The organism is Streptomyces sp. NPDC058231 (genome assembly GCF_042882275.1).
GTDB lineage: Bacteria > Actinomycetota > Actinomycetes > Streptomycetales > Streptomycetaceae > Streptomyces.
The window spans coordinates 160,198-182,821 of the sequence record NZ_JBHVWN010000005.1 but is presented as its reverse complement, the minus strand read 5'-3'; the positions used below and the strand labels follow the sequence as shown (position 1 = coordinate 182,821).

Annotated in this window: 16 protein-coding genes, 1 tRNA gene and 1 pseudogene; 10 read left to right on the top strand and 8 right to left on the bottom strand. The window is 69.4% G+C overall.

Annotated features, from left to right (window positions below; translation table 11 throughout):
- The first annotated feature begins 82 nt into the window (after positions 1–82).
- The 4 genes from ACFVXE_RS05730 to ACFVXE_RS05715 all read left to right on the top strand — a co-directional run bounded on the left by ACFVXE_RS05730 (position 83) and on the right by ACFVXE_RS05715 (position 7,973).
- Positions 83–1,591 carry a cytochrome ubiquinol oxidase subunit I gene (locus ACFVXE_RS05730; protein ID WP_389669470.1) on the top strand — a complete coding sequence of 503 codons (1,509 nt, stop codon included), beginning with the start codon at positions 83–85 and terminating at the stop codon, positions 1,589–1,591.
- Between the two features lie 18 nt (positions 1,592–1,609).
- Positions 1,610–2,611, top strand: coding sequence for a cytochrome d ubiquinol oxidase subunit II (cydB, locus tag ACFVXE_RS05725; protein ID WP_389669468.1), 1,002 nt, complete (start codon positions 1,610–1,612; stop codon positions 2,609–2,611).
- 79 nt (positions 2,612–2,690) lie between these two features.
- The gene (gene cydD, locus ACFVXE_RS05720) at positions 2,691–6,203 is read left to right on the top strand and encodes a thiol reductant ABC exporter subunit CydD (RefSeq protein ID WP_389669467.1); all 3,513 of its coding nucleotides are present in this window, start codon (positions 2,691–2,693) and stop codon (positions 6,201–6,203) included.
- Between the two features lie 63 nt (positions 6,204–6,266).
- Positions 6,267–7,973 carry a GAF domain-containing sensor histidine kinase gene (locus ACFVXE_RS05715; RefSeq protein WP_389669465.1) on the top strand — a complete coding sequence of 569 codons (1,707 nt, stop codon included), beginning with the start codon at positions 6,267–6,269 and terminating at the stop codon, positions 7,971–7,973.
- A 47-nt stretch (positions 7,974–8,020) separates the two neighbouring features.
- Here the strand turns inward: ACFVXE_RS05715 and ACFVXE_RS05710 are convergent, their stop codons facing one another.
- From ACFVXE_RS05710 to ACFVXE_RS05685, 6 genes are all read right to left on the bottom strand, one after another.
- Positions 8,021–8,887, bottom strand: a complete 867-nt coding sequence (locus ACFVXE_RS05710; RefSeq protein WP_389669464.1) for an HAD hydrolase family protein — start codon at positions 8,885–8,887, stop codon at positions 8,021–8,023.
- A gap of 126 nt (positions 8,888–9,013) precedes the next feature.
- Entirely contained in the window at positions 9,014–9,910 is an 897-nt protein-coding gene (locus ACFVXE_RS05705; protein WP_389669462.1) for an LLM class flavin-dependent oxidoreductase, read from the bottom strand.
- A gap of 398 nt (positions 9,911–10,308) precedes the next feature.
- Entirely contained in the window at positions 10,309–10,851 is a 543-nt protein-coding gene (locus tag ACFVXE_RS05700; RefSeq protein ID WP_389669461.1) for an RNA 2'-phosphotransferase, read from the bottom strand.
- Between the two features lie 147 nt (positions 10,852–10,998).
- On the bottom strand, positions 10,999–11,973 hold the full coding sequence (locus tag ACFVXE_RS05695) for a MerR family transcriptional regulator (RefSeq protein ID WP_389669459.1): 975 nt from the start codon (positions 11,971–11,973) through the stop codon (positions 10,999–11,001).
- Positions 11,970–13,751: an SDR family oxidoreductase gene (locus ACFVXE_RS05690; protein ID WP_389669457.1), complete on the bottom strand. Its 1,782-nt coding sequence runs from the start codon at positions 13,749–13,751 to the stop codon at positions 11,970–11,972. The genes ACFVXE_RS05695 and ACFVXE_RS05690 overlap by 4 nt, the downstream gene beginning before the upstream one ends.
- Complete coding sequence (locus ACFVXE_RS05685; RefSeq protein WP_389669455.1) at positions 13,748–14,599, bottom strand: M24 family metallopeptidase; 852 nt, start codon at positions 14,597–14,599, stop codon at positions 13,748–13,750. The genes ACFVXE_RS05690 and ACFVXE_RS05685 overlap by 4 nt, the downstream gene beginning before the upstream one ends.
- Before the next feature lie 265 nt (positions 14,600–14,864).
- Between ACFVXE_RS05685 and ACFVXE_RS05680 the strand changes: the two genes are divergently transcribed.
- From ACFVXE_RS05680 to ACFVXE_RS05655, 6 genes and pseudogenes are all read left to right on the top strand, one after another.
- Positions 14,865–15,884 (top strand): ABC transporter ATP-binding protein, encoded by a 1,020-nt coding sequence (locus tag ACFVXE_RS05680; protein ID WP_389669453.1) that lies wholly within the window; start codon positions 14,865–14,867, stop codon positions 15,882–15,884.
- Positions 15,874–16,782, top strand: a complete 909-nt coding sequence (locus tag ACFVXE_RS05675) for an ABC transporter permease (protein WP_389669451.1) — start codon at positions 15,874–15,876, stop codon at positions 16,780–16,782. Before ACFVXE_RS05680 ends, ACFVXE_RS05675 begins: the two co-directional genes overlap by 11 nt.
- Entirely contained in the window at positions 16,779–17,690 is a 912-nt protein-coding gene (locus ACFVXE_RS05670) for an ABC transporter ATP-binding protein (RefSeq protein ID WP_389669449.1), read from the top strand. Before ACFVXE_RS05675 ends, ACFVXE_RS05670 begins: the two co-directional genes overlap by 4 nt.
- Positions 17,691–17,720: 30 nt before the next feature.
- Positions 17,721–18,440 carry an ABC transporter permease gene (locus ACFVXE_RS05665; RefSeq protein WP_389669448.1) on the top strand — a complete coding sequence of 240 codons (720 nt, stop codon included), beginning with the start codon at positions 17,721–17,723 and terminating at the stop codon, positions 18,438–18,440.
- A gap of 293 nt (positions 18,441–18,733) precedes the next feature.
- Positions 18,734–19,430 (top strand): annotated as a pseudogene (locus tag ACFVXE_RS05660) (hypothetical protein).
- A 313-nt stretch (positions 19,431–19,743) separates the two neighbouring features.
- Positions 19,744–19,831, top strand: a tRNA-Ser gene (locus tag ACFVXE_RS05655).
- 106 nt (positions 19,832–19,937) lie between these two features.
- Here ACFVXE_RS05655 and ACFVXE_RS05650 read toward each other — a convergent pair.
- Complete coding sequence (locus ACFVXE_RS05650) at positions 19,938–20,735, bottom strand: HAD family hydrolase (RefSeq protein ID WP_389669446.1); 798 nt, start codon at positions 20,733–20,735, stop codon at positions 19,938–19,940.
- The gene (serS, locus tag ACFVXE_RS05645; protein ID WP_389669445.1) at positions 20,732–22,009 is read right to left on the bottom strand and encodes a serine--tRNA ligase; all 1,278 of its coding nucleotides are present in this window, start codon (positions 22,007–22,009) and stop codon (positions 20,732–20,734) included. Before serS ends, ACFVXE_RS05650 begins: the two co-directional genes overlap by 4 nt.
- Positions 22,010–22,624 lie beyond the last annotated feature (615 nt).

The window sequence follows — 22,624 nt, the reverse complement described above, 5'->3', positions numbered from 1 at the left end:
AGCGCGTCCTGTTTCCCCCATGATCGGTCGGATTAACAGGGCAAATTGCCGCTGTGGCTACGGCGACGTAAGGAGAGACGACGTGGAGCTGGCTCTGGCGCCCGAGACGTTGGCGCGATGGCAGTTCGGTATCACCACCGTCTACCACTTCCTTTTCGTTCCACTGACGATCTCTCTCGCCGCGCTCACCGCCGGCCTGCAGACCGCCTGGGTGCGGACGAACAATCAGAAGTACCTCAGGGCGACCAAGTTCTGGGGCAAGCTCTTCCTGATCAACATCGCGATGGGCGTCGTCACCGGCATCGTCCAGGAGTTCCAGTTCGGCATGAACTGGTCCGCCTACTCGCGATTCGTCGGCGACATCTTCGGTGCACCGCTCGCCTTCGAGGCGCTGATCGCCTTCTTCTTCGAGTCCACCTTCATCGGACTGTGGATCTTCGGCTGGGACCGGTTGCCGAAGAAGATCCACCTCGCCTGCATCTGGATGGTCTCCATCGGGACGATCCTCTCCGCGTACTTCATCCTCGCGGCGAACTCCTGGATGCAGCACCCCGTCGGCTACCGGATCAACAAGGAGCGGGGCCGGGCCGAGCTCACCGACTTCTGGCAGGTGCTCACCCAGAACACCGCGCTCGCCCAGTTCTTCCACACCATCGCGGCGGCCTTCCTGGTCGGCGGCGCGTTCATGGTCGGTATCGCCGCCTTCCACCTGGCCCGCAAGAAGCACATCCCGGTGATGCGCACCTCGCTGCGGCTCGGACTGATCACCGTGGTGATCGCCGGACTGCTCACCGCCGTCAGCGGGGATCTGCTCGGCAAGGTCATGTTCAAGCAGCAGCCGATGAAGATGGCCGCCGCGGAGGCGCTGTGGGAGGGGCAGAACGCGGCGCCCTTCTCGATCTTCGCGGTCGGCGATGTGGCCAAGGGCCACAACACCGTGGAGATCTCGGTCCCGGGGATACTGTCCTTCCTCGCGGACGACGACTTCCACTCGTACATCCCCGGCATCAACGACATCAACAAGGCCGAGCAGGAGAAGTTCGGACCGGGCGACTACCGGCCCAACATCCCGGTCGCCTTCTGGGGCTTCCGCTGGATGATCGGCTTCGGCATGGCGTCCTTCGGCCTCGGTCTGCTGGGACTGTGGCTGACGCGGAAGAAGTTCATGCTGCGGCCCGGGCTGCGGACCGGTGAGGACGAGGTGCCGCATCTGGTCCTCTTCAAGAACAAGGCGCTGAGCCCGAAGCTCACCAAGCTCTACTGGATCGTCGCCCTCTGGACGCTCCTCTTCCCGCTGATCGCCAACTCCTGGGGCTGGATCTTCACCGAGATGGGCCGCCAGCCCTGGGTCGTCTACGGAGTGCTGCAGACCCGCGACGCGGTCTCCCCCGGTGTCTCGCAGGGCGAGGTGCTCACCTCGATGATCGGCTTCACCCTGCTCTACGCGGCGCTCGCCGTGATCGAGGTCAGGCTGCTCGTGAAGTACATCAAGGCCGGGCCCCCGGAACTCACGGACTCCGACCTCAACCCGCCCACCAGGATCGGCGGCGACCACGACGACGCCGACCGGCCGATGGCCTTCTCCTACTGAGAGCAGAGGAGCTGAGAGATGGAACTCCACGACATCTGGTTCGTGCTCATCGCCGTCCTCTGGACCGGCTACTTCTTCCTGGAGGGATTCGACTTCGGGATCGGCGTCCTCACCAAGCTGCTTGCCCGTGACCGAAAGGAACGCCGGGTCCTGATCAACACGATCGGTCCCGTCTGGGACGGCAACGAGGTCTGGCTGCTCACCGCCGGCGGCGCGACCTTCGCCGCCTTCCCCGACTGGTACGCCACGCTGTTCTCGGGCTTCTATCTGCCGCTGCTGGTCATCCTGCTCTGTCTGATCGTGCGGGGTGTCGCCTTCGAGTACCGGGCCAAGCGTCCGGAGGAGAAGTGGCAGACCAACTGGGAACACGCGATCTTCTGGACCTCGCTGATCCCTGCCTTCCTCTGGGGCCTGGCCTTCGGGAACATCGTGCGCGGGGTGAAGATCGACGCGGACATGGAGTACGTGGGCAGCCTCGGGGACCTGCTCAACCCGTACGCCGTCCTGGGCGGGTTGGTCACGCTCTTCCTCTTCACCTTCCACGGTGCGGTGTTCGCCGGACTCAAGACGGTCGGGGACATACGGGAACGGGCGGGCCTGCTGGCGCTGCGGCTCGGGCTGGTCACCGCAGTACTCGCCCTCGGTTTCCTGATCTGGACCCAGGCCGAACACGGCGACGGCCTGAGTCTGCTCGCAATGATCATTGCGGTGGTGGCACTGGCCGGGTCGATCGGCGCCATCGCGGCGGGGCGGGAAGGCTGGTCCTTCGCGCTCTCGGGACTGACCATCACGGCCGCGGTCGCGATGCTCTTCCTGGCGCTCTTCCCGAACGTCATGCCGTCCTCGCTGAACGACGCCTGGAGCCTCACGGTCACCAATGCCTCGTCCACCCCGTACACGCTGAAGATCATGACTTGGTGTGCGGGGATCGCCACTCCTGTGGTGATGCTGTACCAGGGCTGGACGTACTGGGTGTTCCGCAAGCGGATCGGTACGCAGCACATCGCCGACGCGCACTGATGCGCCGCGGCGCGGCCCCGGCCCTGAGCCGCGGCCGCGCCCCCGCCACCCGCCCTAGCCTCACTGGGGGATGTTTCACGTGAAACCGATCGATCCGCGCCTGCTCCGCCACGCCCGTGCCACTCGCCTCTTCCTGGCGGCCCTGGTCGCACTCGGAACGGTCGCGGCGGCGCTGGTCATCGCCCAGGCCATGCTCATCGCCGAAGTGGTGGTGGGCGGGTTCGAGGACGGTCTGACCGTCTCCGGGCTGCGCACCCCGTTGATCCTGCTGACAGCGGTCGCGTTCGGCCGGGGGCTGGTCTCCTGGCTGACCGAACTGGCCGCGTACCGGGCCGGGTCGGCAGTCAAGTCCGAGCTCCGCGGACGGCTGCTCGGGCGGGCCGCGGAGCTCGGGCCGGACTGGCTGAGCGGTCAGCGCACCGGCTCCCTGGTGGCCCTCGCCACCCGCGGCGTCGACGCGCTCGACGACTATTTCGCGCGCTATCTGTCGCAGCTCGCGCTCGCGGTCGTCGTGCCGGTGGCGGTCCTCGCCAGGATCGTCACCGAGGACTGGGTCTCGGCAGCGATCATTGTGATCACCCTGCCGCTCATCCCGCTCTTCATGATTCTGATCGGCTGGGCCACGCAGTCCCGGATGGACCGCCAGTGGAGGCTGCTCTCCCGGCTCTCCGGCCACTTCCTCGACGTGGTCGCCGGCCTGCCGACACTGAAGGTCTTCGGCCGGGCCAAGGCCCAGGCCGAGTCGATCCGCGCCATCACCTCCCAGTACCGGCGGGCCACCCTGCGGACCCTGCGGATCGCGTTCCTGTCGTCCTTCGCACTGGAACTCCTCGCCACCCTCTCGGTGGCTCTGGTCGCCGTCACCATCGGCATGCGCCTCGTGCACGGCGAACTCGACCTCCGCACCGGGCTCCTGGTGCTGATCCTTGCGCCCGAGGCATATCTGCCGATCCGGCAGGTCGGAGCGCAGTACCACGCCGCGGCCGAAGGGCTCTCGGCCGCGGAGGAGATCTTCGCGGTCCTGGAGACCGAGGTGCGGGGAGGTGGCACGGCGGACGTCCCGCAGTCCCTGAGGCTGGAGCTGCAGAACGTGACGGTGCGGCACCGGGGCCGCACCGCGCCTTCGCTGGACGGTGCCTCGCTGGTGGTCGAGGAAGGGGAGACCGTCGCTCTGGTCGGTCCCAGCGGTGTCGGGAAGTCGACGCTGCTCGACGTCGTGCTGGGGTTCGCGGAGCCCGACGGGGGACGGGTGCGGGTCGGGGACACGGATCTGGCGACCCTCGCCCCCGAGCGCTGGCGGGAACGGATCGCCTGGGTGCCGCAACGCCCGCACCTCTTCGCGGGCACGATCGCCGAGAACGTACGGCTGGCCCGCCCGGACGCGGAGGACAGTGCGGTGACGGCGGCGCTGCGGGACGCCGGGGCCTACGACTTCGTGACGGAACTGCCCGACGGCGCACGGACGGTGCTCGGTGAGGACGGTGCGGGGCTCTCCGCCGGCCAACGGCAACGACTCGCGCTCGCCCGGGCGTTCCTCGCCGACCGGCCGCTGCTGCTGCTCGACGAGCCGACGGCCGGTCTGGACGGCGAGACGGAGGCGGGGATCGTCGAAGCGGTACGGAGGCTGGCGGCCGGACGCACCGTACTACTGGTCGTGCACCGCCCGGCGCTCCTCGCGATCGCCGACCGGGTGGTGACGCTGGAGCCGGGCACGGCACCGGTACGGCCGACGACCACGGGGACGGCAGGCGGGGAGCGGCCGGCGCGTGTGCCCGGCGCCCGGACCGAGGAGACGTGGGGAGCCGGGGCGTCGGGTGAGACCGGGACCCGTTCCGGGCGGGCGCTCGGACGGGTTCGGAAGGCCGCAGGGGCGCAGCGCGGACAGCTGGCACTCGCGCTGTTGCTGGGCAGCCTCGCGCTCGGCTCGGCCGTCGGGCTCATGGCTGTCTCCGGATGGCTGATATCCCGCGCGTCCGAGCAGCCACCGGTGCTCTATCTGATGGTCGCCGTGACCGCGACCCGCGCCTTCGGGCTCGGGCGCGCCGTCTTCCGCTACGCCGAGCGTCTCGTCTCGCACGACGCGGTGCTCAAGGTCCTCGCCGAGCTGCGTGTCGCCGTGTACCGGGGGCTGGAGCGGATCGCGCCGGCCGGGCTCGCCCGGACACGGCGGGGGGATCTGCTGTCCCGGCTCGTCGCTGATGTGGACGCCCTGCAGGACTACTGGCTGCGGTGGCTGCTGCCCGTGGGGACCGCGGTCCTCGTGGGGGCCACGGCCACTGTGTTCACCGGTCTGCTGCTGCCCGGGGCGGGCATGGTGCTCGCCGTCGGTCTGCTGCTGGCCGGGGTCGGGGTGCCGCTGGTGAGCGGAGCCTGCGCCCGTCGTGCGGAACGCCGACTGGCGCCCGCGCGGGCCGATCTGGCGACCCGGATCACCGATCTGCTCGGCGGGACCGCTGAACTGACCGTCGCGGGCGCTCTCCCCGCGCGTCTGGCACGGACACGCGAGGCCGACGGTGCCCTGACCCGGATCGCGGCACGGGCGGCGAGGGCCACCGGGCTCGGTGCGGGTCTCTCCGCCGCCATCTGCGGTCTGACCGTGGTCGCCGCCGCACTCGTCGCGGTCCCGGCGGTCGGCGCCGGAAGGCTCGCCGGGGTCGAACTCGCGGTGGTGGTGCTCACCCCGCTCGCCGCCTTCGAGGCCGTGACCGGGCTGCCGCTCGCCGCCCAGTACCGGCAGCGGGCCAAGCGGAGCGCGGAGCGCGTGTACGAGGTGCTGGACGCCCCGGTGCCGGTGGGTGACCCCGCCACCCCGGCCGATCCGCCCGCCTCGCCCTTCCCCCTGGAGGTCCGGGGGCTGACGGCCCACTACGCCGGAGCGGCGCGGGACGCCCTGGTCTCCGTCGACCTGACACTGACCCGGGGCCGGCGTATCGCCGTCGTCGGTCCGTCCGGCTCCGGAAAGACCACCCTCGCGCAGGTCCTGCTCCGATTCCTGGACGCGCGGGCGGGGACCTACCGGATCGGCGGTGTGGAGGCGTCCACGCTCGACGGGGACGCCGTACGGCGGTACGTCGGGCTGTGTGCCCAGGACGCCCATGTCTTCGACAGTTCCATCCGGGAGAACCTGCGGCTGGCCCGCACCGGCGCGACGGACGACGAACTGCGGGCCGCCCTCGCGCAGGCCCGGCTGCTCGACTGGGCCGAAGCGCTGCCGGACGGACTCGACACCCTCGTCGGCGAGCACGGCGCACGCCTCTCCGGAGGCCAGCGCCAGCGGCTCGCGCTCGCCCGCGCCCTCCTCGCCGACTTCCCCGTGCTCGTCCTGGACGAGCCCGCGGAGCACCTGGACCTGGCGACGGCGGACGCCCTGACCACCGATCTGCTGGCTGCCACCCGGGGGCGCACGACGCTACTGATCACCCATCGGCTGGCGGGACTGGAAACCGTCGACGAGGTGGTGGTGATGGACGCCGGCAGGATCGTGCAGCGCGGTCCGTATGCCGCTCTCGCGGAGGTGGCCGGCCCGTTGCGCCGGATGCTCGACCGTGAGCAGGAGTCGGTACGGGTGCCGGACCCCGTCGGGCGGGCGTAGCAGCGGACCTCCGGAACTGTCAGCCGACTTTCCCCACCAAAAGGGATTAATTAGGCTCTGGGTATGGCAGAGCAGGACCCGAAGGACTCACTCGAAGCCGCTACGCGGGCGACCCGCGCCCTGCAGGGTCTGTCCACCGAGCTCACCGCCCGCGTCCCGCAACTGCTCGAAGCCATGCGCTCCGTCGGCACCGGACTCGAACTGCACGCCACCCTTGACCGGATCTGCGAGACCGCCGCCGAGCTGGCCCACGCCCGCTATGCCGCCATCGGCGTCGTCGACGAGGAGGGCAAGGGGCTCTCCGACTTCCTCACGTTCGGGATGCCGGCGGAGGCGGACGCCGAGATCGGACACCGGCCCAGTGGCCACCGGGGACTGCTCGGCGCACTGATCCACGATCCGGCACCGCTGAAACTCGCTGATCTCACGGCTGATCCGAGGTTCGCCGGATTTCCGTCCGCCCATCCCCCGATGCGGAGCTTTCTCGGGGTCCCGATCCGCGTCCAGGGAGACATCTTCGGCAACCTCTATCTGACGGAGAAGGACGGCGGGGGCGAGTTCACCGACTACGACCTGCGCATGGTGCGGGTGCTCGCCATGGCGGCGGGGATCGCCATCGGCAACGCCCGGCTCTACGAGGCGGCGCGCCAGCGCGAGCGGTGGATCGACGGATCGGTGGCGGTGACCACCGCGCTGCTCTCGGGCGGGGACGCGGACGACGCGCTGGCCGTCGTCGCCGAACAGGCCCGTCACCTCGCCGCCTCCGCAGCGGGGATCGTGTTGTTGCCGGCCGAGGGGGGCGGTCTGGAGATCGTCGCCGTCTCCGCCGACAACCCGTCCGCCTCGCTCGGAGTGATCATCGGTCCGGAGAACCCGGTGGTGGCGAAGCTGCTGGCCGGAGAGGCGGTCGTCATGGACGACTCGGCCACCGACTCGCGCATGATCACCAGGCTGTCCCACCAGTTCGGCCCGAGCATGCTGCTGCCGCTGCAGAGCGGCGGACGGATACTCGGCGTGCTCGCCACTCCGCGAGCCCGGGGCGACCGGCCGTTCAGCGACACCGAGCGGATGCTGGCCGGACAGTTCGCCTCGCAGGCCGCACTCGCGCTGATGATGGCGGAGGCGCAGCGTGACCGGGAGCGGCTCGCGGTCTACGAGGACCGCGACCGGATCGCCCGGGATCTGCACGATCTGGTCATCCAGCGGCTGTTCGCCACCGGCATGATGCTGGAGAGCGCCCAGCGCCGATCGGCCGTACCCGAGGTGCGGACCGGTGTGGGACGGGCTGTCGACGAACTGGACGTGACGATCCAGGAGATCCGCACCGCGATCTTCGCTCTGCAGCAGGAGCCGGCCGAGGCGCCCTCGGGGCTGCGCACCCGCATCCTGCGCGAGATCAACATGGCGGCCGTGCCACTGGGTTTCAAACCGTCGCACCGGTTCCTCGGCCCGGTCGACTCGCTGGTCGGCGAACTTACCGGAAAGAACCTGATCGCGGCGCTGCGGGAGGCGCTGTCCAACGCGTTCCGCCATGCCCAGGCGTCCCTGATCGACGTGGTCGTGGACGCGACGGCCATGCTGCCCGACGGACGCGACGCGGTACGGCTGTCCGTCGCCGACGACGGCGTGGGCATCCCGGAGGGCGGGCGGCGCAGCGGACTTCGGAATCTGGCGCGCAGGGCGGAGTCACTGGGCGGGGCGAGCTGGTTCGGGCCGGGTCTCGGCGAGGGCGGGAGCGGCACGACGGTGGTGTGGGAGGCGCCGCTGTGACGGCCGGGGCGGCTGCCGGACGCCCGCGGGGGCGCCGCGCCCCGGGCTCAGTCTCGGCTGCGCGTGGCCCGGCGCCGGGCCACGAGCCGCTCGATGACGACCGCTACGCCGTCCTCCTCGTTGGTGGCGGTCCGGCCGGATGCGGCGGCCACCGCGGCCGGATGCGCGTTGCCCATCGCGTACGAGGTGCCTGCCCAGTTCAGCATCTCCACGTCGTTCGGCATGTCGCCGAAGGCGACGACCTCGGCGGGCGAGATGCCCCGCTCGGCACAGCAGAGCGCGAGGGTGCTGGCCTTGGAGACGCCGGGCCCGCTGACCTCCAGAAGGGCCGTGGGGCTGGACCGGGTGAGGGAGGCCAGGCCGCCGGCCGCCGTGCGCGCCACGGTGAGGAAGTCGTCCGGGGCCAGCTCGGCGTGGTGCGCCAGGAGCTTGAGCACGGGAGCCCCGGCACCCGGGGTCTCTTCGTGGAGCAGCTTCTCGGCGACGGCGACCGTGGCGACCGGGTCGAGATGGAGCGGCGGGTAGGCGGGCTCGTAGTGGATGCCGGTGGTCAGCTCGACGGCGAACGAGGTGCCGGGGGCCGCCACACGCAGGGCGCTGACGACGTCGAGGGCGACGGAGCGCTCCAGCGGGCGGACCTTGACCAGCCTGCCGCCCGCGTGCAGATCGGCGACCGCGGCGCCGTTGGCGCAGATGGCGAGGCCGTGACCGTGGACGTGGTCGCTGACGACACCCATCCAGCGGGCCGGGCGGCCGGTGACGAAGAAGACCTCGATCCCGGTTTCCTCGGCTGCGGCCAGAGCCGCGATGGTGCGGTCCGAGACGGTTTTGTCGTCACGCAGCAGAGTGCCGTCCAGATCGGTGGCGATCAGCCGGGGGACGGCAGGCAGAGGCGAGTCGGTAGCTGAGGTCACCTGCCCATTCTCGCGTACGGGCGTGCACGGTTGTGCGGAGGGGCGCGCATGTGAGAGTGCGCGCCCCTGACCGGGGAACATGCCTGACGCATATGCCAACGGGGTGCTGCGAGGGGGGTGTGCGGCTCAGCCGAGCTGGGACAGCCCCTCGGTGGCGATCCGCTCGAAGACCTTCTCGTCCGCCGCGAACTCGGAGTCCGGGATCGGCCAGTGGAGCACGATCTCCGTGAAGCCCAGCTCGAAGTGGGTACCCGCGAAGTCCACGAACGCGTCGAAGGACTCCAGCGGACGGTCCGGGGTGAAGCCGGTGAGCAGGATCTTGTCCAGCTCGGTGACGTCCCGGCCGATGGCTTCGCAGGCCGCGCCGAGCCTGGTGACCTGTCCGCGGATCGCCTCCACGGACTGCTCGGGGGTACCCGTCTCGAACAGCTTGGGGTCGCCGGTGGTGACCCATGCCTGCCCGTACCGGGCGGCGAGCTTCAGTCCGCGCGGACCGGTGGCGGCCACCGCGAAGGGCAGCCGGGGGCGCTGTACGCAGCCCGGGACGTTCCAGGCCTCGTTGGCCACGTAGAGCTCGCCCTCGTAGGTGACCGACGGCTCCCGTAGCAGCCGGTCGAGGAGCGGTACGAACTCGGCGAAGTGGTCGGCCCGCTCGCGCGGGGTCCACGGCTCCTCGTCGCTCCTGCGCAGCGTCGTGGCATCGAAGCCGTTGCCGCCGGCCCCGATGCCGAGGGTGATCCGGCCGCCGGAGACGTCGTCCAGCGTGATCAGGTCCTTGGCCAGCGGTACCGGGTGCCGGAAGTTGGGTGAGGTGACGAGGGTGCCCAGACGCAGGCGCTCGGTGGCGGCGGCCGCGGCCGTCAGGGTCGGAACGGCGCCGAACCACGGACCCTCGCGGAAGGTCCGCCAGGCCAGGTGGTCGTAGGTGTACGCGGCGTGGAATCCGAGTCCCTCGGCGCGTTGCCAGACCTTTCGGCCCTCGCCCCAGCGGTGGATCGGCAGAATTACTGTGCTCAAACGCATACATATGACCATACGTCTGGATGGTCGGAGGGAGAGATATGCCCCGGTGGGGAGAGCCCGCGTTGCGTGCCGCGGCTGAGCTGCAGGGCGCCGCGCAGGACGTGGCCCCCGCGTGTCCCGGCTCCGGACGGCAGCTCGACCGGCGACCGGCCGGTAGGCAGGGGAGCTCTCTTCACGTGGGCCGTCCCTGGGCTTGCCGGCCGCGGGAGGGCAGGCGCGGAGCCGCACGGGAAGCCGGGGGGACCGATGCACGCGACGGCGGTCTTCGGGCCGTCCCCCGGGAGCACCGGGACCCTGACGGCCGGAGGGCCGCTCGGTTCGACGAACGCGTCGTGCGGCGCGGGATCAGGGGTTGCCCGGCGGGCTGCCGGGCTCGGAGCGGCAGGGAGTGGCGGCGGTCAGCCGGGAAGGCGCAGGAACTCCGGGGGAACGGCAGCGGTGAGCCAGACCCCGTTCGCGCTGACGTAGAACGTGTGGCCGGCACGGTGCATCGCACCGGCGTCGACGGAGAGGACCACGGGCCGGCCACGGCGGGCGCCGACGCGGGTCGCCGTCTCACGGTCGGCCGAGAGATGGACGTGCAGCCGGTTCATGGGGCGCAGCCCCTCGTCGCGGATCGCGTCGAGAGCACGGCCCACGGTGCCGTGGTAGAGGTACGCCGGCGGTTCGGCCGGGGGCAGGCCCAGGTCCACCGGGACGGTATGGCCCTGGCTCGCACGGATGCGGTCGCCCTCGATGGCGTAGCGCCGCTTGTCGTTGGCCGCCACGACGTGGTCGAGCTCGGCGCGGGTGATGGGGAAGCCGTGCCGGGCCGCAGCCCGGAGCAGTTCGTCGATCGGCACCCAGCCGTTCACGTCGAGAGTGATTCCGATCCGGTCCGGCTGATGCCGTAGATGCTGCGCGAGGTATTTGGACACCTTGACGGTACGTCTCTCATCCATCCGGACAGAGTGCCCGTGGAGATCAGTCCGGCGCACCAGGATTAGTGCACGATTCGCACCGATGATTTTCGTCCACAGGTTTGATCCACAGCCAACTGGACTTATCCACAGGCGAGTTGACGATTCTGTGGACAAGTCCCTTGTGTATCAACCCATTTGGTCAACTTGTCTCGTTTTGATATGAGATGAGGCAAGTGCGTCCAATGTTCTTGTCTGTACCTCTCGTTCGGCGGCGGCCGCGACAAACGCGGCGACGTTCTGCGGGCCAACCATTCTCTGCACGGCGCGCATTGTCTCCACCGGCAGTCGCACGAAAGGCTGCTCACTTGTCGAAGAATCCGAATCGGCCGGAGCGTCGGCACCGAGATGCCGCTGAAGGTGACGCGGCGCGAACGTCCGCATGGCTCTGGCCAGTTCGGCGTCCACCGTCTGCTGGGCGAGCGGGCGGAGCCGTCGCACCAGCGCGGCCGCCTCCGCCGCGTCCGTGTCCGTCGGCGGGCGATGTCCGAGATAGCGGGCGAACACATGCTCCGTGGTGAACTCCAGGAAACGCGAGGCCATGTGCTCGACCTGCCCGCGAAGTTCACGCAGATGAACGGAGATTGCGGCGAGCGGAACGCCTGCGGCATGCAACTCGACAGCCACCGACAGCTCTTGAGGACTCGGTACCAAGAACTCGTCGTCCCGTCCCGGGACGCGCTCCAGCACGCCGAGCTCGACCGCCTCGGCCACCGCCTGGTCGTCCTGGGCGCCGCCGAACCTCGCATGCAACTCGTCCCGGCTGATCCGGCCGGCCTGTTCGTCCGTCCACGGTCCGTGCACCTCGGCGACGAGCCCGAGCACCCCGCCCAGCCCGCGTCCCGTGTCCCACGCCTCCAGCAGCTCCTTGATGCTGGCCAGCGTGTAACCGCGGTCCAGCAGGTCGGCGATCTGCCGCAGCCGGGCCAGATGCGTGTCCCGGTACACATTGGCCCGGCCGCGCCGCTCCGCTGTCGGCAGCAGCCCCCGGTCCTGGTAGGCGCGGATCGTACGGACCGTGGCGCCGCTCGCATGCGCCAGGTCCTCGATCCGGTACTCCGCGGCGGATCGGGGCGACGCGGCCGACGAGCCGGTCCCGCTCACAGCGGCGGCTTCAGCCGGGCGATCCCGCGCAGTGCGGCGGGGCTGAGCCGGGACAGGAACCGGGCGGCCCGGGCCTCCGGCGTCACCGGCACCACGGCCCGGTTGTGCACCACCGCCCCGAGGATCGCCTCCGCGACCTTCTCCGGCGGGTAGTTGCGGAGCCCGTACAGCCTGCTGGTCCGCTTCCGCAGACGCTGCTCCTCCGCTTCGTCGGCCCCCGTGAAGTGCGTGGCGGCCGTGATGCCGGTGTTGACGATGCCGGGACAGATCGCGCTGACCCCGATCGAGTGCTCGGCGAGTTCGGCCCTCAGGCATTCGCTGAGCATCAGCACCGCCGCCTTGGAGGTGCTGTACGCGGGCAGCGCCCGTGACGGCTGATACGCGGCGGCAGAAGCGGTGTTGACGATGTGCCCGCCCTGTCCGCGGTCGGCCATCTGCCGGCCGAATATCCGGCAGCCATGGATGACGCCCCACAGGTTGACGTCGAGGACGTTCTTCCAGTCCTCACTCGTGGTGTCCAGGAAGGAGCCGGACAGGCCGATCCCGGCGTTGTTGACGAGCACATCGACAATGCCGTACTCGGCTGCGACCTTCTCGGCGAGCTTCTCCATGGCCTGCTCGTCGCTGACGTCCACCGCTTCGCCCCAGGCCGCGGGGGAGCCGATCAGGCGGGCCAGCTCCGCCGTTCTGGCCGCCCCCTCGGCGTCCCGGTCCACAGCGACCACCCGGGCGCCCGCCTCGGCGAACGCGAACGCGGTGGCCCGCCCGATCCCGCTGGCCGCACCCGTCACCAGGACCAGCCGGCCGCTGAACCGGTCGGCGTGCGCCCCGGTCGGCTCAGCTGTCCGGGCGGGCCGGCCGTCCTCCTGCGCCGTCTCGTTGGCGGTGATGAACTCATTGATCCAGTACGTCAGTTGATCGGGGCGGGTGCGCGGTACCCAGTGCTTCCCCGGCAGCGAGCGCCGTACCAGGCCCGGGGCCCACTCCTCCAGCCGGTCGTAGAGCTTCTCCGAGAGGAAGATGTCGCCGGTCGGCGTGATCAGCTGCACCGGTACATGCGCATACGCGTCGGCGCGCGGCCTGCGCAGCCGGGCGCGGACGTTGTCGCGATAGAGCCAGGCGCCGTGCGCCGCGTCGTTCGGCAGGGACGGCGTCGGGTAGTCGCCCGCGGGCACCTTTTCGAGGCGCTGGAGCATCCGGGGCCACTGCTTGCCGAGCGGGCCCCGCCAGGCGAGCTCCGGCAGCACCGGCGTGTGCAGCATGTACACGTACCAGGACTTGGCGCCCTGGCCGAGCAGCTGGCCGACCCGGCGCGGGGTGGGCCGGGCGATCCGCTGCTTGATCCAGTGGCCGAAATGGTCCAGGGAGGGGCCCGACATCGATGTGAAGGAAGCGATGCGCCCCTGGGTGCGCCCGACCGTCGCGAACTCCCAGGCCTGGACGGAACCCCAGTCGTGCCCGACCAGGTGCACCGGCCGGTCCGGGCTGATTGCGTCGGCGACGGCGAGGAAGTCATCGGTGAGCTTCTCCAGGGTGAAGCCGCCACGCAGCGGCTCCGGCGCCGTCGACCGGCCGTGTCCGCGTACGTCGTACAGCACGACGTGCCAGCGCTCCGCCAGTTGCCGTGCGACGTCGGTCCAGACCTCCTTGCTGTCCGGGTAGCCGTGCACCAGCACCACCGTGGGACGTGTCTCTTCGCCGAGTTCGGCCACGCACAGCTCGATCCCGCCCGTGCGCAGGCGGCGTTCACGGAATCCCGGTACATCGTGCAGTTTCACGCCGCCACCCTCTCCTCGGCCCAGCGCCGCACATGCGGCAGATCGTCGTCCAGCCAGAAGGCGCTCTGCCCGGGATCCTTGGAGTCGGTGACGACCAGGATCTCCTCGAACTTCACGCCCGTACCCCGGAACCCGAGATGGGGTTCGACCGCCCACAGCCCCGGCTGCGGCGGATGGTCGGAGAATCCGTACGGGCTCCACAGCGGCGACCAGCCGTCCCGGTGGCCGTGCAGCACATCACCGGCGAGACCCTTGAGCGACTGCGCACCGAACCCGAACACCCGTGGTGACCAGCGGCGTCGGGGAACCCGGTCGATCTTGTGGGCGATGACACCGAAGGGATACGCGCGATGCCTGTTGGCGTACCCCTGCCTGATCATCAGGCGGTCGACGTCCTCGTAGATCTCGCGCAGCGAACGCCTCTCGCGGACCTCGTCGAGAATCAGCTTCCGGTGCACTTCCAGATCGGTGAGGAGCCTGTCGTGGAGCGCGTTGGGGCCGAGACATCCGGAATAGCCGATGTCCGCCGTGAACCCCTGGTGCACCGGCGCCATGTCGAGGATGAACGGCATCCCCGGCTCCAGCTCCCGGTTGGTGGGGAAGAACTGCAGCGGCACCTTGAAACCCGCGAACGCCGTGCGGTCACCGAACCAGGCGAACGGGAGATGGAACCAGTCGCGCACCCCATGCCCGCGCAGCCACTCCCGTTGCATCCGGGCGGCCTCCCGCTCCGTCATCCCGGGTTCGAGCCGGGCGGCGACCTCCTCCGCGCAGGCGTACGCGAGGCGCTGCACCTCTCTGAACCCCCGCAACTCCGGGGGAAGTCCGTCCTTCACCGGTGAATCCATGCCACCGTCCGTCCCATGGGGTGTGCGGTACGTGCCCGTAACGTGACACTGATGAATGTGACAATGCCCGGCGGCTGCGTCAAGGGGTGTGCGGAGACCTGTGGACAACTCGACGGGCGTTCCCGGCCCGCGCCCGGCGAGCCACCCCCACGTTCGGCGTCCTCCTTCGTGGGGTCCCCCTACGGGTCCGTACGACTGGAGTCTGACGCGGATCCAACCGCCTGGTCTGACGAATGTTGTGGCCTGCGCCACTACCTTCGAACACGTGACTGTGATCGCGACCGAAAGTCTGAGCAAGCGGTTCCCCCGGGTGGCCGCGCTTGACCGGCTCTCCCTGGACATCGGACCCGGTGTGACCGGCCTGGTGGGTTCCAACGGAGCCGGCAAGTCCACATTGATCAAGATCCTGCTGGGTCTGTCCCCCGCCACCGAAGGCCGGGCGTCGGTGCTCGGGCTCGACGTCGCCACCAGCGGCGCCGCCATCCGGGAACGGGTCGGCTACATGCCCGAGCACGACTGCCTGCCGCCGGACGTCTCGGCCACCGAGTTCGTCGTCCACATGGCGCGGATGTCCGGACTGCCGCCGACCGCGGCGCGCGAACGCACCGCCGACACGCTGCGCCACGTCGGTCTGTACGAGGAGCGCTACCGTCCCATCGGCGGCTACTCGACCGGGATGAAGCAGCGGGTGAAGCTGGCCCAGGCGCTGGTCCACGACCCGCAGCTGGTCCTCCTCGACGAGCCGACCAACGGCCTGGACCCGGTCGGCCGGGACGAGATGCTCGGCCTGATCCGGCGTGTCCACACCGACTTCGGCATCTCGGTCCTGGTGACCTCGCACCTCCTGGGCGAGCTGGAGCGAACCTGCGACCACGTCGTCGTCATCGACGGCGGGGCCCTGCTGCGGTCCAGCTCGACCAGTGACTTCACCCAGACCACCACGACCCTCGCGGTCGAGGTCACCGACAGCGACACCCACCCCGACGGCACGGACGCCCTGCGCAGGGCACTCACGGCAGCCGGGGTCACGCTCGTCGGCCACGACGGCATCGAGAGCGACGCCCTGCCCGGCGCCGGCCACATCCTGCTGGTCGAGGCCGACGGCGAGAAGACGTACGACGTGGTCCGCGACAGCGTCGCCGGGCTCGGGCTCGGACTCGTACGGATGGAACAGCGACGCCACCACATCGCGGAGGTCTTCCGTACCGAAGCCGCTGCGGCGGCCACGGAGACGAACCTGGCCGACGCCGCACAGCAGAAGGGAAGCGGTCGCGATGAGCGCTGAGACCGGGGCCGTGACCAGGAGCGACAACACCCGCATCCACAACATCGGGTACCGCTCCTACGACGGCCCGCGCCTGGGCCGCGGCTATGCCCGCCGCTCCCTCTACTCGCAGTCTCTGCGAGGCTCCTTCGGACTGGGCCGCTCCGCCAAGTCCAAGGTGCTGCCGATGCTGCTCTTCGGCGTGATGTGCCTGGTCGCGCTGATCATCGTGGCCATCGGGATGGCCACCCCGGGCGCGACGAAGCTGGTGATCAAGTACACGGACTTCGCGATCTACCTGCAGGCCGTCATCGGCCTCTTCATCGCCTCGCAGGCGCCGCAGTCCGTCTCCCGGGACCTCCGCTTCAAGAGCGTCCCCCTGTACTTCTCGCGGCCCATCGAGCGCGTCGACTACGTCGTCGCCAAGTACGCCGCCATGGCATCCGCCCTGTTCCTCCTCACCCTGACGCCGCTGCTCGTGATGTACGTGGGCGCCCTGCTGGCGAAGTTCGACTTCGCCGACCAGACCAAGTGGTTCGGACAGGGGGTGGTGTCGGTGGCACTGCTCTCCGTGCTCTTCGCCGGAATCGGCCTCGTCATGGCCGCGTTGACGCCGCGCCGCGGCTTCGGCGTGGCGGCGGTGATCGCCACCCTGACCATCTCGTACGGCGCGGTCTCCACCGTCCAGGCCATCGCCTGGGGGACGGGCTCGACGGGTGCCGTGCAGTGGCTGGGGCTCTTCTCCCCGATCACGCTGATCGGCGGCGTCCAGAGCGCGTTCCTCGGTGCCACGTCCGCGTTCCCCGGAGGCGAAGCTCCGGGCGCCGCAACCGGCGTGGTGTATCTGATCGTTGTCCTCGCGCTCGTCGCCGGCTCGTACGCCGTACTGATGCGCCGCTACCGGAGGGTCGGGCTGTGACCACCATCGAGATCGACCACACCTCGCGCTGGTTCGGCAACGTGGTCGCCGTCAACGACGTCAGCATGACGGTGGGACCCGGCGTCACCGGGCTGCTCGGCCCCAACGGGGCGGGAAAGTCCACACTGATCAACATGATGGCCGGATTCCTCGCGCCTTCGACCGGGACGGTGACACTCGACGGAGCACCGATCTGGCGCAACGAGGCGGTCTACCGGCAGATCGGCATCGTCCCCGAGCGGGAGGCGATGTACGACTTCCTCACCGGCCGCGAGTTCGTCGTCGCCAACGCCGAGCTGCAGGGGCTCGACGACGCCGCCGCGCAGCAGGCGTTGGCCACGGTCGAGATGGAGTATGCGCAGGACCGCAAGATCTCCACGTACAGCAAGGGCATGCGCCAGCGCGTGAAGATGGCGTCCGCGCTGGTCCACGCACCGTCCGTGCTCCTGCTCGACGAGCCGTTCAACGGGATGGACCCGCGCCAGCGGATGCAGCTCATGGAACTGCTGCGCCGGATGGGCGCCGAGGGCCGGACGGTCCTGTTCTCCTCGCACATCCTCGAAGAGGTCGAGCAACTCGCCTCCCACATCGAGGTGATCGTGGCCGGCCGGCACGCCGCGTCCGGCGACTTCCGGAAGATCCGCCGCCTGATGACGGACCGCCCGCACCGCTATCTCGTACGGTCCAGCGACGACCGCGCACTCGCTGCCGCGCTCATCGCCGACCCGTCGACGGCCGGCATCGAAGTCGACCTGGGCGAGCAGGCCCTGCGGATCCAGGCGGTCGACTTCGGACGGTTCACCACTCTGCTGCCGAAGGTCGCCCGCGAACACGGAATCCGGCTGCTCACCGTCTCGCCGTCCGACGAGTCCCTCGAATCGGTCTTCTCCTACCTCGTAGCGGCCTGAGTAGTGGCCTGAAAGGAGCTGTGAAGCGTCATGTACAACCCCACAGTCGCCCGGCTCACCTACCGGGCCCTGCTCGGCCGGCGCCGGGCCGCCATCCTCTTCGTCCTGCCCGCACTGCTGCTCGTCATCGCCCTGGCGGTACGGGTGTTCGCCGGGGCCGATGACCAGGTCGCCACCGATGTGCTGGGTGGTTTCGCCATCGCCACGATGGTGCCGCTGATCGGTGTGATCGCCGGTACCGGTGCCATCGGGCCCGAGATCGACGACGGCTCGATCGTCTATCTGCTGGCCAAGCCGGTGAAACGGCCGACGATCATCTTTACCAAGCTGATCGTGGCGATCGCCGTGACCATGGTCTTCTCGGCCCTGCCGACATTCGTCGCGGGCCTGATCCTCAACGGCAACGGCCAGCAGATCGCGGTGGCTTACATGATCGCGGCGCTGGTCGCCTCGATCGCGTACAGCGCACTGTTCCTGCTGCTCGGCACGGTCAGCAGGCACGCGGTCGTCCTCGGCCTGGTCTACGCGCTGGTGTGGGAGGCGTTCTTCGGCAGCCTGGTACCGGGGGCACGCACGCTCAGCGTGCAGCAGTGGTCGCTCGCGCTCGCCGAGAAGGTCGCCGGGCAGGACGTGATCACCTCGGACGTCGGGCTGCCGCTCGCGACCGTTCTGCTGGCCGCGGTCACGGTGCTCGCCACCTGGTACGCCGGCCAGAAGCTGCGCACGCTGAAGCTCGCCGGCGAGGAGTGAACCGGCGGTCTCCGCCGCGCTGTTCCGTCAACCCCTGTCCTTCGGGCGGGGGTTGACGCATGAGCGAACAGCCGTACGCGTAACTGTACGTTTGTCCGCTCGTTGTTCAGGAAGCGTGGAGGCAACTGGATTCCGTGGCGTCGTAGCGTTCGTGAAATTGGGGATAGCCGACTGCGGTGAGGCAACGCCGGCCGAGTCGGTCATCGGGTGAGTGGCAACCGTGAGCGTCCTCCGCCCCTGAAGCCCGGGGAGAGGGCTGTCCAACGTCGTCTTCGCGAACGGAAGGCATGCCCATGCCCACGGAAGTCGCCCTGCTCGAATCGCACCTGCTGCGCGTCGAGCAGATGGGGCGCGTCGATGTCCTCGACAAGGTGAAGAGCCTTGTCATGCTCCCCGATGGAATTCACGTCCGCACAGAGGATGTGGCCCGCTACTTCGAAGTATCCACAGCCTCCCTCAGAAGGCTGAACCGATCGCCATCACAAGGAGTTCACCGAGAACGGCATGCGGGTTCTGCACGGCTCTGAGCTGCGATCCTTCCATAGCGACATGATGTCGCTATGGAAGGGTGAGGAGGCGGGAAGTTATCCACAGGCTGCCGCTCGGCTGAGGCTCTTCACCCGCCGGACGGTGCTCAACGTCGCCATGCTTCTTCGCGACAGCGACATCGCTCGATGCGTCCGTACGTATCTCCTCGACGCGGAGGAGGACCTGCGGGCCGGTCTCACCTCCCTCGACCGGCGCGTCACCCGGGTCGAGAGCTGCCTGGCCGGAGCCGGATCGGCGCTCCAGGAGCTCGGCCCGGTGCTGGGCCGGATGTCGTACCGGCTCGACAGCCTCGACCGGAGGCTGGAAGCCACCCATCGGATCGTCGGTGCGACGAGTGTCAGGCTCGGCGACGTGTCCGAGGACATCGTCCGAATCGACGCCCGGATGGATGATTTCGTCCGGCAGCTCCAGGATCTGCGGAGCCGCCCCGAGCGCCGCTGATCCCCGACCGGCGCTCGCGGTCCGCCCGGACCGGCCCCTACCGGCCGGTCGCGGGCCGCGAGTTGCCCGGGCGGGTGCCACCGCTCGAATATTGAGTGGCGGACAAGTGGGCCTTCGGGCACAGTGGTTGACGCAAGCGCACGCCACAGGACCGGGAGAGGAGCGCGACGATGACCAGGAGTTCGAGTCCGTCGAGTTCCCACCAGGGCGGCCGGGAGCAGACGCCGGAGTAACCATCACCTCACTCCGACGAGCCGCTCGCAGCGGTACGCCCGGGGCGGCTTTCTTGCGCGTATTGCGCGGCCGCCCACCCGGAGGATTGGCCGAGTGGTAAGGCAGCGGCTTGCTAAGCCGTCGTCGGGGCCCTGAACCCCGCGCGCGTTCGATCCGCGCATCCTCCGCCCGATCGCCCGCCTACGCCGGGGCGCCGCACACACGATCACGGGCCGGGTGCACCCCTGCACCCGGCCCGTGATTCCCGCGCAACCGGCGCAGAAGTCGTACCGCCTAGAGCAGTTGCTCCAGGACCACCGCGATGCCGTCGTCCTCGTTCGATGCGGTGATCTCGTGCGCCACGGCCTTGAGGTCGTCGTGCGCGTTGGCCATCGCCACACCGTGCTGCGCCCAGGCGAACATCGGGATGTCGTTCGGCATGTCACCGAAGGCGAGCGTGTCCGCCGCCTTCAGGCCCAGCCGGCGCGCGGCCAGTGAGAGCCCGGTCGCCTTGCTCAGTCCCAGCGGCAGGAGCTCCACCACGCCGGGGCCCGCCATGACCACGTCCACCAGGCTGCCGACGGCCCCGCGTGCCGCCTTCGCCAGTGCGTCGTCGTCGAGCTCCGGATGCTGGATGTAGACCTTGTTCAGCGGCGCCGACCACAGCTCGGCCGGGTCCTTCACGAAGACCGCGGGAAGCGGCCCCTCCTGCACGCGGTAGCCGGGACCGACCAGCACTTCACCGTCGAGCCCGTCGCGGCTCGCCGCCATGGCGAGCGGGCCGACCTCCGCCTCGATCTTGGACAGTGCGATACCGGCGAGCTGCCGGTCCAGCGTCAGCGAGGTCAACAGCTTGTGCTCGCCCGCGTGGTAGACCTGCGCACCCTGGCCGCAGACCGCGAGACCGTCGTAGCCCAGGTCGTCCAGGATGTGCCGGGTCCACGGGACGGCCCGACCGGTGACGATGATGTGCGCGGCACCGGCCTCGGTGACGGCGGCCAGTGCCTCGCGGGTCCGCTCGGAGACCGTGTCGTCGCCACGCAGCAGCGTGCCGTCGAGGTCGGTCGCGACGAGCTTGTAGGGGAAGGTCACTTGGCGACCGGCTCCAGAACCTCACGCCCGCCCAGGTACGGACGGAGCACCTCGGGCACCCGCACCGAACCGTCGGCCAGCTGGTGGTTCTCCAGGATCGCCACGATGGTGCGCGGGACCGCGCAGAGCGTGCCGTTCAGCGTGGCGAGCGGCTGGACCTTCTTGCCGTCGCGCATCCGGACGGAGAGGCGGCGTGCCTGGAAGCCGTCGCAGTTCGACGCGGAGGTCAGCTCGCGGTACTTGCCCTGGGTCGGGATCCACGCCTCGCAGTCGAACTTCCGGGAGGCCGAGGCCCCCAGGTCGCCGGTGGCCACGTCGATCACCTGGAACGGCAGCCCGAGGGCGGTGAGCCACTGCTTCTCCCAGTCCAGGAGACGCCGGTGCTCGGCCTCGGCGTCCGCCGGGTCGACGTACGAGAACATCTCGACCTTGTCGAACTGGTGGACGCGGAAGATGCCGCGGGTGTCCTTGCCGTACGTACCGGCCTCGCGGCGGAAGCACGGCGAGAAACCGGCGTACCGCAGCGGCAGCTTGTCGGCGTCGATGATCTCGTCCATGTGGTACGCCGCGAGCGGGACCTCGGACGTGCCGACCAGGTAGTAGTCGTCCTTCTCCAGGTGGTACACGTTCTCCGCGGCCTGGCCGAGGAAACCGGTGCCCTCCATGGCGCGCGGGCGGACCAGCGCGGGGGTCAGCATCGGGATGAAGCCGGCCTCGGTGGCCTGCGCGATCGCGGCGTTGACAAGCGCGAGCTCCAGCAGCGCGCCGACACCCGTCAGGTAGTAGAAGCGCGATCCGGAGACCTTGGCACCGCGCTCCATGTCGATGGCGCCGAGCTTCTCGCCGAGCTCCAGGTGGTCCTTGGGCTGGAAGCCCTCGGCACCGAAGTCCCGGATGGTGCCGTGCGTCTCGAGGACGACGAAGTCCTCCTCGCCGCCGACCGGCACGTCCTCGTGGACGATGTTGCCGAGCTGCAGCAGCAGGCCCTTGGCCTCGGCGTCGGCCTCGTCCTGAGCCGCGTCGGCCGCCTTGACGTCGGCCTTCAGCTGTTCGGCCTTCTTGAGCAGCTCGGTGCGCTCCTCGGGCGAAGCCTTGGGGATGAGCTTTCCGAGCGTTTTCTGCTCGGAACGGAGTTCGTCGAAGCGGACACCGGACGACCTGCGCCGTTCGTCGGCGGAGAGAAGAGCGTCGACGAGTGCGACGTCCTCTCCACGGGCGCGCTGGGAGGCGCGAACACGGTCGGGGTCCTCACGGAGCAGGCGAAGGTCAATCACCCCTCCAGGCTACCGGTGTGCGCTTCCCCAGCTCGAACCGATATTGCCGAGCGTGTCACTTTGCCCGAATTGCCGCAATTGTTAATGCTGGAGTCAAATCGGCATCGCTGGTCGGTTCCGGCTGTCAATAAAGAACCCCTATTCGCCTGAATGGACCAGAAGTGGCTTCTGTTCTTGACGCATCGGCCTTGCGCGCGAGGGGAGTTGGTCATCGCTTGTCCACAGGGGAGGGGAGCTCTCCAGAGTTATCCACAGGCTGTGTGGAAGATCTGTGGATGCAGGGAGAGATCGTTCCGAAAGCCATGTGAAGGCTCATCGATTCCCCGCTCAAACTCGCTTCACACACTCATTCGGGTGGGAATTCCTCGTCCTAAAGAGTTGATCAACGGAATTGGGGTGACACGACCCGACCTGCCGCTCTGTGGACCCATGTGGGGTGAGTGCAGAGATTTGTCGACCATGTCGTATTGGGGTGTCGACTTGTCCCCAGGTCGAGAACCGGCCCTGTGGATAACTTTGTGGATTATGAAAATCAGCAGATAGGACCGGTGATGGAGGCATGCCACCACCACCGAAGAGCCGGCTCCGGCCGTCCGTCAACGGTTCGCCGGCCGG